Genomic DNA, 12,344 nt, shown 5'->3' on the forward strand with positions numbered 1-12,344 from the left:
AGTCGTCATACAACAATCAGAGAACATGAACCATACCGCCGCTGCCACCATGACCGCTCCCACCGTCCTCGTGCCGAAGAAGAAGCACCGCAACCTCGCCCAGGGCGTGGTCGAGGCCTTCACCGGCAGCATCCAGGCCGGCACGATCAAGCCGGGCGAGAAGCTGCCGACCGAGTCGGTCATCATGGAGATGCACGGCGTCAGCCGCACGGTGGTGCGCGAGGCCATCTCGCACCTGCAGGCAGCCGGGCTGGTGCAGACCCGCCACGGCATCGGCACCTTCGTGCTGGAGCCGCAGCCGGCCAACCTGCGCATCTCGGCCGACACCATCCGCACCATCGGCGACGTGCTGGCCATCCTGGAGCTGCGCATCAGCCTGGAGACCGAGGCGGCCTGGCTGGCGGCCACCCGCCGCACCGAGGAGCAGGTGCAGCAGATGGGCGCCGTGCTCAAGCGCATACAAAACGCGCAGGGCCGGCCCGGCTCGGTCGAGTCGGACGTGGCCTTCCACCTGCTGATCGCGCAGGCCACCGGCAACCGCTATTTCGTCGACATCCTCAGCGACCTGGGCAACACCATCATCCCGCGCGCCCGCGTCAACTCGGCGCAGCTGGCGCACGACGATCCGGCCGTGTACCTGGAGCGCCTGAACCGCGAGCACGACGACATCTACAACGCCATCCTGCGCAAGGATGCCGAGGCGGCCCGCGCCGCCATGCGCACCCACCTGAGCAACAGCCGCGAGCGCCTGCGCCGCGCGCAAGAGGGCATCGTCGCCGACCAGCCGGCATAAAAACCACGCCAACGGGGCGATTTGGCGGATTTCGCTAAATCGCTTGCTCACAAGCGTTTATAGTTGTACGATGTCATACAACAGATGGCGCAAAGCTGTCGAACCCCCGTCCTGAGCTGTCGATTATTGGAGACCTTATGCAACCGAATGACCTTAAAAAAATTCTTTCCTCCGGCCTGCTGTCGTTCCCGGTCACCGACTTCGACGCTGAAGGCAACTTCCGCAAGTCGACCTACATCGAGCGCCTGGAATGGCTGGCTCCCTACGGCGCCAGCGCGCTGTTCGCCGCCGGCGGCACCGGCGAGTTCTTCTCGCTGACGGCCAACGAATATACCGACATCATCAAGACCGCGGTCGACACCTGCGCCGGCCAAGTGCCGATCCTGGCCGGCGTCGGCGGCCCGACCCGCGTGGCCGCGGCCTACGCCAAGGAAGCCGAGCGCGTTGGCGCGCAAGGCCTGCTGCTGCTGCCGCACTACCTGACCGAAGCGAGCCAGGACGGCCTGATCGAACACGTGGCCCAGGTCTGCGCCGCCACCAACCTGGGCGTGGTGGTCTACAACCGCGCCAACTGCCGCCTGACCCCGGACTCGCTGGCCAAGCTGGCCGACCGCTGCCCGAACCTGATCGGCTTCAAGGACGGCGTCGGCGACATCGAGCTGATGGTCTCGATCTGGCGCAAGATGGGCGACCGTTTCAGCTACCTGGGCGGCCTGCCGACCGCCGAAGTTTACGCGGCCGCGTACAAGGCTTTGGGTACTCCGGTATACTCGTCGGCGGTATTCAACTTCATGCCGAAACTGGCGATGGACTTTTACCATGCCGTCGCGTCGGACAACCACGCCGAACAAAACCGCATGCTGGACGAGTTCTTCCTGCCATACCTGGAGATACGTAACCGCAAGGCTGGCTACGCAGTGAGTATCGTGAAGGCGGGTGCACGCCTGGTGGGCCATGACGCCGGCCCTGTGCGCGCACCGCTGACCGACCTGACGGCGGAAGAATGCGACATGCTGGATAAACTGATCCGCAAACAAGGCGCTCAGTAATCCCTGCGGCGGCGACAAATATAAAACAAGCGCGGCTCGTCCGCGCTTTTCACACTTTGAGGAGTCATTATGCAAGTTGCTGGTGAAATGGTTATCGGCCGCAGCGCGGTCCTGGGCAAAGAAGGCACGATGAAGGCGATCGATCCGTCGCGTAACGTGGAAATCGAACCGGCCTTCGGCCTGGCAAGCGCCGCCGACCTGCAGCGCGCCTGCGAACTGGCCGACCAGGCTTTCGACATCTACCGCGCCACCGGCCTGGAAGCGCGCGCCAAGTTCCTCGAAACGATCGCCGACCGCATCATGGACCTCGGCCCTGCGCTGATCGAACGCGCGATGCAGGAAACCGGTCTGCCGCAAGCGCGCCTGGAAGGCGAGCGCGGACGCACCTGCAACCAACTGCGCCTGTTCGCCAAAGTGGTGCGCGATGGCCGCTTCCAATCGGCCACGCTGGACAGCGCGCTGCCGGAACGCACGCCGCCACGCAGCGATCTGCGCCTGCGCAAAATCGGCCTGGGCCCGGTCGCCGTGTTCGGCGCATCGAACTTCCCGCTGGCGTTCTCGGTGGCCGGCGGCGATACCGCGTCGGCACTGGCTGCCGGCTGCCCGGTCGTGGTCAAGGCCCACTCGGCCCACCTGGGTACCTCTGAACTGGTCGGCAAGGCCGTCGCCAAGGCCGCCGCGGAATGCGGCATGCCGGAAGGCGTGTTCTCGATGCTGATCGGCTCCGGCCAGACCATCGGCCAGAACCTGGTCAGCCATCCTGCCATCAAGGCCGTGGGCTTCACCGGTTCGCGTTCCGGCGGCATGGCGCTGATGCGCACCGCCGCCGCGCGCAAGGAACCGATCCCGGTCTACGCCGAAATGAGCTCGATCAATCCTGTGTTCCTGCTGCCGGGCGCATTGGACAACGCCAAGCTGCCGCAAGCCTTCGCCGATTCGCTGACGCTGGGCTCGGGCCAGTTCTGCACCAACCCCGGCCTGCTGATTGGCCTGAAAAGCGACAAGCTGCAAGCCTTCGTCGCCGCCACGGCCGGCACGCTGGGCGCGAAGAGCGCGACCACCATGCTGACCCCTGGCATCCACAAAGCCTACGTCACCGGCGTCAGCGGCCTGGCCGCGGTCGACGGCGTGCAGCAAGTGGCGGCAGGCCAGGGCACCGACGCGCCATGCGCGGCGCAAGCCTTCCTGTACCAGGTGGACGCGAAGTCCTTCCTGACCAACACCGCGCTGGAAGGCGAGATCTTCGGACCGACCTCGCTGCTGGTGGTCTGCGACGATGAAGCGCAGATGCTGGCCGTGGCCGAACACGTGGAAGGCCAGCTGACCGCAGCCGTCCACGCCACCGCCGACGACCGCGAACTGGCCGCGCGCCTGATGCCTGTGCTGGAACGCAAAGTGGGCCGCATCCTGTTCAACGGCTTCGGCACCGGCGTGGAAGTGTCGCACGCGATGGTGCACGGCGGCCCGTTCCCATCGACCTCGGACAGCCGCACGACCTCGGTCGGCGCCTCGGCCATCGACCGCTTCCTGCGCCCTGTGTGCTACCAGGACGTGCCTTCGTATCTGCTGCCTGAATCGCTGGCAGACGCCAACCCGCAAAACATCCCGCGCGTTGTCAACGGCGACCTGGCATGGAACGGATAAGCGACATCCGCTGCACGGTGGGCGAAAGCCCAACGTGGAGCAGGGCGGAATCGGCCTGGTACTGGGTCGATATTCCCGCCAAGCGTGTCTGGCGCCTTGATGGCGCCAGCGGCGCGGTGCGTTTCTGGACCACCACCGAAATGGTCGCCTGCGTGGCGGCCAAGGCGGGCGGTGGGCTGATCGCGGGCATGGAGACGGGCATCTACAGCCTTGAACTGGGCGAGGCGGAAGCCGCCGCGCAGATCAAGCTGGCGACGCCCGCCGCCGGCCTGGGTGAAGGCATGCGCTTCAACGACGGCCGCTGCGACCGTCAGGGGCGCTTCTGGAGCGGCACCATGTTCATGGACATGTCGGCCGCGCGCGCGGTTGGCGAGCTGTATCGCTATGACGCCGCGCGCGGCATTTCGGCGCCGATGGTGTCGGAGCTGATCACGCAGAACGGCCTGGCGTTTTCGCCGGACGGCCGCACCATGTACCTGTCGGATTCGCATCCGGCGCGGCGCATGGTGTGGGCCTTCGATTACGACATCGACGACGGCGTGCCTTCCGGCCGCCGCGTGTTCGCCGACATGGCGGAGCACACGGGCCGTCCCGACGGCGCAGCCATCGACAGCGACGGCTGCTACTGGATCTGCGGGAACGACGGCGGCTATGTGCTGCGCTTCACGCCGGACGGCAAGCTGGATCGCCGCATCGATGTGCCGATGCTCAAGCCGGCCATGTGCGCGTTCGGCGGCAAGGACCTGGATACGCTGATGGTCACCTCCATCGTCTCCGGCAAGCCGGAGGATGCGGAGTGGGGCGGCGCGGTGCTGCTGCTGCGGCCTGGCGTGCAGGGTGTGGCGGAAACGCCGTTCGGATTGTAATGAAGGGGCAGGCGCTGAACAGGCTACTGCCCTTGTTGTTTGCGGCGTTGCTTGCCGCGTGCGGCGCCGCTCCGGTTGCGCCGCAGCCGTGGATGCCCGACCTGGGCGACGGCCGGTATCAAAACCCGGTGCTGCACGCCGACTATTCCGATCCCGATGCGATACGCGTCGGCGACATGTACTACCTGACTTCCTCCAGCTTCAACAACGCGCCGGGTCTGCCGTTGCTGCAATCGCCGGACCTGGTCAACTGGACGCTGGTCGGCCACGCCTTGCCGCAGCAGGTGCCGTTGGATGTCTTCGCGTCGCCGCAGCATGGCAAGGGCGTGTGGGCGCCGTGCCTGCGCTACCACGACGGAAAATTCTGGATCTTCTACCCCGATCCCGATTTCGGCGTCTACGTGATGACGGCGACCACGTTCGCCGGCCCGTGGACCGCGCCCCGGCTTCTGCTGGCGGGCAAAGGCATCATCGATCCCACGCCGCTGTGGGATGACGACGGCCAGGCCTATCTGCTGCACGCGTGGGCCAAGAGCCGCGCCGGCATCGCCAATCAACTGACCTTGCGCCGCATGGCGCCGGACGCCAGCCGCATGCTGGACGACGCGGGCAAGACCGTCATCGACGGCAACCGCCTGCCCAACTACACCACGCTGGAGGGGCCGAAGCTGTACAAGCATGACGGCTACTACTACGTGTTCGCGCCGGCGGGCGGTGTGGAGTCCGGCTGGCAGTCGGTGTTCCGCTCACGCCGCATCGACGGCCCGTATGAAGACCGGATCGTGATGACGCAAGGGCGCACGCCGGTCAATGGCCCGCATCAGGGCGCGTGGGTGCGTACGCAGGCGGGGGACGATTGGTTTCTCCACTTCCAGGACAAGCGCGCGTATGGCCGCGTGGTGCATCTGCAGCCGATGCGCTGGCGCGGCGGCTGGCCGGTGATCGGCGAGGATATCGATGGCAGCGGCATTGGCCAGCCGGTGTCGCGGTATCGCAAGCCGGTGGCGGGCCATTCCGCCGCAACGCCGGCCACCAGCGATGACTTCGACGGTGCCTCGCTCGGCCTGCAATGGCAGTGGAATGCGAACTGGAAGCCGGAGTGGTATTCGCTGTCCGCGCACGCGGGGTATCTGCGGCTGCATGGCCAACAGGAGCAACGCGGGCGCAATCTGTGGGATGCGCCGTCGCTGCTGCTGCAAAAGCTGCCGGCTGAATCTTTCACCGTCACGACGCGGATCGACGTGGGCGCGTTGGGTGAGGGCGGCAGGGCGGGTCTGATCATGTACGGTGCCGATTACGCCTGGCTGGGCGCGCGCCGCGACGGTGGGAAGACAAGGCTGGCGCTGGTCAGCTGCTACAAAGCCGACGCCGCGTGCGTCGAGCGCGAGAAGGCGAGCGCCGAGTTGGCGGAGCCGCAGCTATGGCTGCGCATGCAGGTGCGGCCAGGTGGTGTAACGACCTTCTCGTACAGCCTCGATGAGCAGACCTACGTCATCATCGGCCAACCTTTCACCGCCCGCATGGGCCGCTGGGTCGGCGCGCAAATGGGCCTGTTCGCCATGGGCGGCGGCCACGTCGACATCGACTATTTCCACGTCACACCCTAGTCCGTCCGTTTGGTTACTTTACTGCTTCTTCAGCACCAGCTTGAACTGCGTTACCCATTTCTCCTTGATGTACATTTCGCTGAAGGCTTCGTAGGCGTCGGGGCCGGAGGGTGTCCAGCGGACGCGGTAGGTGAGGGACTGTCCGTCGGCGACATATTGCGTGGCGGGGAATTCCAGGCCGGTGGCGGTCGGTGTCATCGTGCCGCGGCTGTAGCCGCCGCCGTTTTCCACGTACAGGAAGGCCACCTGCCTGGCCGCCGAATCGTAGTAGTAGATCGTCTCGCCGACGTAGTCAGGCTTGCCGGGTGTGCGCACCGTATGCACATCGCGCAGCACATTGCCGTCGTATTGCCACTGGAAGCAATGCTCGTCGCTTTGCTTCCCCTCCGGGAAATCGCCCTTCCAGCAATGCCCCGCCAGGAAGCCCATCGGCTTGAGCGCTTCAACAGGCGCCGCCTGCGCGGCGGCGGAAGACAGCAACAGCAGCATGAACACTGGACGCATGGCGAACCCCATAAGGACGTTGAACTCGCACCAGTATAGGCGAATGCGCCCGCCGCGAATGGCCGGTTGCGCCGATACCACGGCGCCGGTCATGCAGGCGGCGGCGCCTCGTCGCCGGCCAGCTCCACCAGCTGCCGCGCCGGATTGCGGTGGTCGCACACCACCGTGCCGCGGTCGATGGTGATGATGCGGTCGGCCGCCGCGATGGTCTCGCTGCGATGCGCCACAATCACCCGCGTGATCGTCAACGCCTTCAGCGCCGCGTTGATCTCGGACTCGCGCCGCATGTCCAGGTGCGAGGTCGCCTCGTCCAGAACCAGGATGCGCGGCTCGCGGTACAGCGCCCGCGCCAGCAGGATGCGCTGCTTCTGGCCGCCCGAAAGCGTCGCGCCCATTTCGCCGATGAAGGTCTCGACCCGCATCGGCATCTTCAGGATGTCCTGCGCGATCGCCGCCTGCTCCAGGCAGGTCCAGACCCGGTGAATGTCGATCTGCTCGTCGAAGAAGGCGACGTTTTCGGCGATGGTCCCGGCCAGCAGCTCATCGTCCTGCATGACGACACCGAGCGCGCGCCGGGTGGCCTTGGGTCCCCACGATTCGAGCGAGCGGCCGTCCAGCAGCACCTGACCGGCGCTGGCGGGATACAGCCCGCACAGCACCTTGAGCAGCGTGGACTTGCCCGCGCCCGAAGGCCCGACGATGGCGACGAACTCGCCCGGCTCGATGACGAACGATACATCGCGCAGTATCGGCGGTTCCTGCGGCGCGTAGGCGAAACCGATGCCGTTGAATTCCAGCGCGCCCTGGATATGCGGCTGCGCCACGCTGATCTCGTCGATGCGGTCCTCCTTCGGCGTGAGCACGATGTCGGCCAGCCGGTAGGAATACATATCGGTCAGGCGCCAGTGGATGATCTGGTCGAACAAGGCGCTGGCGCGGTTGGAGAACTGGGTGTGGTAGGCCATGAAGGCATACAGCAGCCCGACCGTCATGCTGGAATCCATGACGGCCCGCGCGCCCATGTAGACCAGGATCACGTTGACGCTGGCGTCGAGCAGGCCATGGATGGACGTGAACGACAGGTTGGCGACATTGACCGACTGTTCGCGCTTGATGGTGGCGGCGAACTTGTTGGCCCAGTCGCCTTCGCGGGTGTTCTCCGCGCCCATCACCTTCAGCGTCTGGATGGCGCGCACGGTTTCGATCCGCTTGCCGCTTTCGGCGATGCGCGCGCCCAGCGCTTCCATGCCCAGCCGGATACTGATCGGCAGCATCGCCATGCGCAGCGCCATGTACAGCACCAGCGCGGCCAGCACCACGTTGGCCAGGCGCGGCGCCAGCACGTACATCATCACCAGCGTGACCACGGCCAGCAAGCCGTCGACCGCCGTTGCCACCAGCGTGCCGGAGATCAGCTCGCGCACCGGTGTGATCGCGTCGAAGCGCGACAGCACGTCGGCCAGCTTGCGGCGCTGGAACCAGGGCAGCGGCAGGCGCACCATGTGGCGGAACAGGCGCAGCGTCATGTCCCAGTTCAGCAGCGCGGACAGGCGCAGCGTGACCACGCCGCGCAAGCCCTCGGCGCAGACGTTGAACAGGCCAAACAAGCCAAAGCCCAGCGCCAGCGACATCAGCAGGCCATGGTCGCCCTTGAGCGCGGCCTGGTCGATCGCCAGCTGCATGTAGAACGGGCTGGCCACCACGTACACCTGCAGCAGCAGCGACAGCAGCAGGATCTGCAGCAGGCTGCCATACATGGCCGGCTCCAGGCGGAACCAGGACCACAGGCTGAGCGGACTCTTTTGCCGCCGGCGCCGGAAGCCGGGCGCCGGCGCCAGCTCCAGCGCCACGCCGGTGAAGAAGCGCGACACCTCGTCCATCCCCAGGTCGCTGCGGCCGCTGGCGGGATCGCTGATGCGCACCGTCTTGCCCTTGACACGCTCCAGCACCACGTAGTGATGCAGGCCCCAATGCAGGATGGCCGGGCAGCGCAGTTCGCGCAGCTCGTCCAGGTCGCAGCGCACGGCGCGTCCGACCAGGCCATTGGCGGCGGCGATGTCGACCACCTCCTTGAGCGTCAGACCGCGCGAGGACACATGGTGCTTGCGCCGCAATTCCGCCAAGTCCACCGGCGCGCCGTAGATGTCGAGTGCGATGGCGATGCACGCCAGCCCGCACTCGGTGGATTCGGATTGAAATGCCTGATACATGCGTCGCTTCCTGTGCTGGTTGAAACGGGACGCCGCGGCGCCAGGCCGCGGGCGGGATTAGTCCGTGACGTAGACCTCGTGGTAAGCGCCGTTGGCGTAGTAGATGATTTCGCAGCTGGCTTCACCGAAGCACAAGCCGATCGATTCGTTGGCGATGCTGAGCGGCGCGCAGCTTTCGCCGCTGTGGCACACAGGCTGGTAGCTGCCCGGCTTGACCAGCGACAGGCGCGGCGGATTGGCCTTGATATCCTTGAAGGTCTTGACGATGCTGGCGGCGCCGTCGGCCGCCGCACCCGGCACCACGGCCAGGCCGTAGGCGCCGCCCTGGCCGTTCTGCACCACGATCGCGGTGTCGGTGTTAGCCTGCTGCTGGAATTTTCCGGACAGCGTCAGGCCCGCGTCCGGCGCCAGCGGCGTCCATCCCTGCGGCAGCTGTTTGGCGACAGCCTCGTTGGCCAGCGCGTGGCCGGCGGACGTCAGGGACAGCATCAGGCTTACCGCCAGGCCGGCGCGTTTCAGGTGTTGCGTCAATTTATACATGGGCTACCTCGATACGTTGTGGCGAGCGCCGCACGGCGGCAGCCGGCGCTCGCGCTGATTGAATGGTGAAGCACACCGCCGTTATCTCTACAGCTTGGCGGCCGGCTTAGTGGCCGTTGTACTGGATGTGAATATGATTGTTCGACGAATTGCTGAACGTTTCATACTGCACGAAGAAGCTGCTGCCCAGCGACGACTTCAAGTCGGCGACGATGGCGTTGGCCTGCGCGGCCGTGATGTTATTGGCGCGCATATCGATCGCGTTGTCGGTGTAGTGCAGCGAGCCTTCCATGTGCGTCGAGTCATTGCCGGAGGTGATCACCGGCGTGTTGTCGGTGTGGTTGGCAAATGCGTCTTTGATGTCGCCGAACTTGTCGGTGATCTTCGAGTTCAGATTGGTGATGTCGGCGCCGGGCTTGACGTCGATGCCGTTCTGCGCCGCCGCGGTATTGCCGTCGGTGGACGAGCCGTCGGTTTCGCCGCTGGCGTTCGGATCGACCGGATCGTCGCCGCCTTCGGAGCCGCTGTCACCGCTGTCGTGTTCACCGCCGCTATCGCTGCCGCCGTCGCCGCCGCCATCGCCGCCACCATCGCCACCGCCGTCTCCACCACCGCCATCCCCGCCACCGCCGTCGCCACCGCCGCCGCCATCGCCCGGTTCTTCAGGATCTTCTTCTTCCAGCGCGTGCACGCCAGGATGTGGCTTGGTTTTCGATTTCACCTTGACCGGCGCGCCAGTGTGGGCCGCAACCGAGTGCGCTTGGCCGCCAGCGATGGCGGTCATTTCCTCGTCGTTCAAAACTCGCATGTTTACTCCGATTGGGTTGATAGAAAATCGTGATGCACTCCCGTCCAGTGAGCGCTCAAGGGACAGGGATCCAACAGCGGACGAGCGATTCGTCCGTTACCAGATAGGGTGGGCTTCAGCCGCCGCGCTGCTTGTTGGCGCGCAGCGGATCGAGCAGCCATTCGAGCAGCGTGCGCTCCTCCAGGATCAGGTCCGCGCTGAGGCGCATGCCGGGTGTCAGCGGCCAATTGCGGCCGTAAGCGTTCAACGTCGTGCGGTCCAGCGCCACGCGGATGCGGAACACCTGCTCCTTGGTTTCTATCGGCACCGGCAATTCGTTGGGCATCAGCGGCGCGCTGGCGATATCGCGCACCACGCCGTGCGAGATGCCGAAAGTCTGGTAGGGGAAGGCGTCGTACATCAGGTGCACGCGGGCGCCCTGCTTGAGCATGCCGATCGCGCGCGACGGCGCCCACAGCTCCACCTCCAGCGGCGCCTGGCGCGGATCGTGCCCTTTCGGGATGATGATCGCCAGCGTCTCGTTGGCGGTGACCGGTGCGCCGGCGCGCGCCTGCAGCGCCGTGACGATGCCGTCGGTCGGAGCGGTCAGATGGTCGGCGTAGGTGGCTTCGGACATCATCTGGCGCTCGGCTGTTTGCGCTTCGGCGTTCTCGGTTTCCGAACGCGCCATGCGCGACTCGGCGTTCAGCCGCGCGGCCTGCGCCGCCAGCTGCACCAGCAGGCTTTTCTGCTGCTCCGCCTCGCGGTCCAGCGCGGCCAGCGTCTGGCGGGCGGCGATCAGGTCGTCGTCGCGGCTGCGTGTCGCCAGCGGCGACAGCATGCCTTGCGCGGACAGCGTATGCGCGGCGCTCACCGCCTGCTCCTGGATCTGGATGCGCGACTCCTGCAGACGGCGTGCCTCTTGCAGCTTGACGATATCGACCGCCACGCTGCGGCGGCGCTCCTCGACTTCATCGAGCTGCCGTTGCAGCTGGTCGAGGTGGGCCAGCGCCTGCTGGCGTTGGGCGCGCAACTGGCTGTCCTGGGTGTGGCGCAAGTTCTCGCTCAACGTGCCGCCGACCTGCAGCCGGGGGGCCGACGAGATGCCGATCAGCTCCTGGCCGGCCACCACCTGCTGGCCTTCGTGCACCAGGACCTGCTGGGCGATGCCGCTGCGGCCTGCGATGACGCGCAGGCTGCCTTCCATCGGCGTGACCTGGCCGTACACGTTTTCCTTGTGCGCGTAATGCGTGGTGCAGGCGAAGACCGCCGCCGCGACCAGCAGGACCAGGAAGAACAGCGTCAGCGCCCAGCCGGAGACGCCCAGCAGCTTGACCGGCGCGCCAAGGCGCGAACGCGCTTCCGCCAGCGCCTCGGGACGCAGCAGGGATGCTTGCGCCACGGTCGGTGCGCGATCATCGGGCATGGCCGTCTCCTTGCCGGGACGTGGAGGGTCAGGCGGCGAGCGCCGGGGCGATGGTGGCGGCGCGGCGCGCGGCGGCATAGTCGGCCTGCTCAAGCTCGAAATCGTCGAGCGTGAAGAGGCTTTGCACCTGGACCGTGCCGATGGAGGTTTCGATAAATGCGGACACGGCGCGCTCCTGCTTGCGCACCAACACGTAGGCATCTTCCGCCAGCACCAGGCCGTGCATGCCGATCGCGTACACGCCGTGCCAGAAGGCGTTGTGCTGGGGCGAGGTCAGGTCGTCGACGAACAGCACCGGCAGATCGTTGGGCGCGCCCTCGATCAGGTTGCGGCGGCCGTACTCCTTGCGGTCCTTGCGGATGGTGAAGGCGTTGAGCGTGATGCCGCGCTCCGCGCCGGAGCACACCAGCGCCGTGATGATCGGCACCGCAGCCGATTCCACGCCGGCGATCTGAAACGGCTGGTTGGCGTAGACCGTCTCGTAGCGATTCCAGAAGTCGCGGCTGATGGTGGCCAGGCTGCGGGCGTCGAGCAGGGCGGTTCGCAAATAGAACTGCCAGGTGTAGAAGCCGCCGCCGTTCATGGCCGGCAGTTCCTTTGATTTGTGTGGAACGCGGAAGATGCAGTGGTCGTTGATTTTATTGCGGAGCACTTCGATTTCGGTTTGTTCTGCTTGCGACATAGCCATTCCCCTCAGGTAGAGTTACCGCGCCGAATTATTTCGATGCATTTATTGCAATGAATTTATTCTATTTTTTTGCCGCTTATGTGGTCAATAAATAAATGATTACGGTTTGGTAATGGCACGGTTGGGGATTCGATTGACGAGGAGATGGATTGGGCGTACACGCGACGCACGCACGCACGCATGCACGCGCGCGCGGCAAATGGCGATGCCGCCCGCACCGGGCGGTGCCG

The 12,344-nt window shown here is 65.9% G+C and carries 11 protein-coding genes; 5 read left to right on the top strand and 6 right to left on the bottom strand.

Annotated elements, in window-relative coordinates; genetic code table 11:
* Positions 1 to 25: 25 nt before the first annotated feature.
* The 5 genes from ACUJB0_RS10385 (at position 26) to ACUJB0_RS10405 (ending at position 5,959) form a co-directional block, all read left to right on the top strand.
* Entirely contained in the window at positions 26 to 793 is a 768-nt protein-coding gene (locus ACUJB0_RS10385; protein ID WP_161082564.1) for a FadR/GntR family transcriptional regulator, read from the top strand.
* Positions 794 to 930: 137 nt separating this feature from the next.
* On the top strand, positions 931 to 1,842 hold the full coding sequence (gene kdgD, locus ACUJB0_RS10390) for a 5-dehydro-4-deoxyglucarate dehydratase (protein ID WP_444845153.1): 912 nt from the start codon (positions 931 to 933) through the stop codon (positions 1,840 to 1,842).
* Between the two features lie 69 nt (positions 1,843 to 1,911).
* The gene (locus tag ACUJB0_RS10395) at positions 1,912 to 3,486 is read left to right on the top strand and encodes an aldehyde dehydrogenase (NADP(+)) (protein WP_444845154.1); all 1,575 of its coding nucleotides are present in this window, start codon (positions 1,912 to 1,914) and stop codon (positions 3,484 to 3,486) included.
* Positions 3,474 to 4,352 carry an SMP-30/gluconolactonase/LRE family protein gene (locus ACUJB0_RS10400; RefSeq protein WP_444845155.1) on the top strand — a complete coding sequence of 293 codons (879 nt, stop codon included), beginning with the start codon at positions 3,474 to 3,476 and terminating at the stop codon, positions 4,350 to 4,352. The genes ACUJB0_RS10395 and ACUJB0_RS10400 overlap by 13 nt, the downstream gene beginning before the upstream one ends.
* Positions 4,352 to 5,959 carry a glycoside hydrolase family 43 protein gene (locus tag ACUJB0_RS10405; protein WP_444845156.1) on the top strand — a complete coding sequence of 536 codons (1,608 nt, stop codon included), beginning with the start codon at positions 4,352 to 4,354 and terminating at the stop codon, positions 5,957 to 5,959. The genes ACUJB0_RS10400 and ACUJB0_RS10405 overlap by 1 nt, the downstream gene beginning before the upstream one ends.
* Before the next feature lie 18 nt (positions 5,960 to 5,977).
* Here the strand turns inward: ACUJB0_RS10405 and ACUJB0_RS10410 are convergent, their stop codons facing one another.
* The 6 genes from ACUJB0_RS10410 to ACUJB0_RS10435 all read right to left on the bottom strand — a co-directional run bounded on the left by ACUJB0_RS10410 (position 5,978) and on the right by ACUJB0_RS10435 (position 12,108).
* Positions 5,978 to 6,463, bottom strand: coding sequence for a hypothetical protein (locus ACUJB0_RS10410; RefSeq protein WP_444845157.1), 486 nt, complete (start codon positions 6,461 to 6,463; stop codon positions 5,978 to 5,980).
* 89 nt (positions 6,464 to 6,552) lie between these two features.
* On the bottom strand, positions 6,553 to 8,673 hold the full coding sequence (locus tag ACUJB0_RS10415; protein ID WP_444845158.1) for a peptidase domain-containing ABC transporter: 2,121 nt from the start codon (positions 8,671 to 8,673) through the stop codon (positions 6,553 to 6,555).
* 57 nt (positions 8,674 to 8,730) lie between these two features.
* The gene (locus ACUJB0_RS10420) at positions 8,731 to 9,213 is read right to left on the bottom strand and encodes a hypothetical protein (RefSeq protein ID WP_444845159.1); all 483 of its coding nucleotides are present in this window, start codon (positions 9,211 to 9,213) and stop codon (positions 8,731 to 8,733) included.
* A gap of 106 nt (positions 9,214 to 9,319) precedes the next feature.
* On the bottom strand, positions 9,320 to 10,021 hold the full coding sequence (locus ACUJB0_RS10425; protein WP_444845160.1) for a hypothetical protein: 702 nt from the start codon (positions 10,019 to 10,021) through the stop codon (positions 9,320 to 9,322).
* 115 nt (positions 10,022 to 10,136) lie between these two features.
* Positions 10,137 to 11,426, bottom strand: coding sequence for a beta-barrel domain-containing protein (locus tag ACUJB0_RS10430; protein ID WP_444845161.1), 1,290 nt, complete (start codon positions 11,424 to 11,426; stop codon positions 10,137 to 10,139).
* A 28-nt stretch (positions 11,427 to 11,454) separates the two neighbouring features.
* Positions 11,455 to 12,108, bottom strand: coding sequence for a type I phosphoribosyltransferase (locus tag ACUJB0_RS10435; RefSeq protein ID WP_444845162.1), 654 nt, complete (start codon positions 12,106 to 12,108; stop codon positions 11,455 to 11,457).
* Positions 12,109 to 12,344 lie beyond the last annotated feature (236 nt).

Source organism: Duganella caerulea, from assembly GCF_040362985.1.
In the GTDB taxonomy this organism is placed as follows: domain Bacteria; phylum Pseudomonadota; class Gammaproteobacteria; order Burkholderiales; family Burkholderiaceae_D; genus Rugamonas; species Rugamonas vulcania.

Bases quoted from the DNA above. Each gene is read 5' to 3' on its own strand.
- ACUJB0_RS10405 (WP_444845156.1), top strand. From the start codon at position 4,352: ATGAAGGGGCAGGCGCTGAACAGGCTACTGCCCTTGTTGTTTGCGGCG.
- ACUJB0_RS10415 (WP_444845158.1), bottom strand. From the start codon at position 8,673: ATGTATCAGGCATTTCAATCCGAATCCACCGAGTGCGGGCTGGCGTGC.
- ACUJB0_RS10435 (WP_444845162.1), bottom strand. From the start codon at position 12,108: ATGTCGCAAGCAGAACAAACCGAAATCGAAGTGCTCCGCAATAAAATC.
- ACUJB0_RS10430 (WP_444845161.1), bottom strand. From the start codon at position 11,426: ATGCCCGATGATCGCGCACCGACCGTGGCGCAAGCATCCCTGCTGCGT.
- ACUJB0_RS10425 (WP_444845160.1), bottom strand. From the start codon at position 10,021: ATGCGAGTTTTGAACGACGAGGAAATGACCGCCATCGCTGGCGGCCAA.
- ACUJB0_RS10400 (WP_444845155.1), top strand. From the start codon at position 3,474: ATGGAACGGATAAGCGACATCCGCTGCACGGTGGGCGAAAGCCCAACG.
- ACUJB0_RS10385 (WP_161082564.1), top strand. From the start codon at position 26: ATGAACCATACCGCCGCTGCCACCATGACCGCTCCCACCGTCCTCGTG.
- kdgD (WP_444845153.1), top strand. From the start codon at position 931: ATGCAACCGAATGACCTTAAAAAAATTCTTTCCTCCGGCCTGCTGTCG.
- ACUJB0_RS10410 (WP_444845157.1), bottom strand. From the start codon at position 6,463: ATGCGTCCAGTGTTCATGCTGCTGTTGCTGTCTTCCGCCGCCGCGCAG.
- ACUJB0_RS10420 (WP_444845159.1), bottom strand. From the start codon at position 9,213: ATGTATAAATTGACGCAACACCTGAAACGCGCCGGCCTGGCGGTAAGC.
- ACUJB0_RS10395 (WP_444845154.1), top strand. From the start codon at position 1,912: ATGCAAGTTGCTGGTGAAATGGTTATCGGCCGCAGCGCGGTCCTGGGC.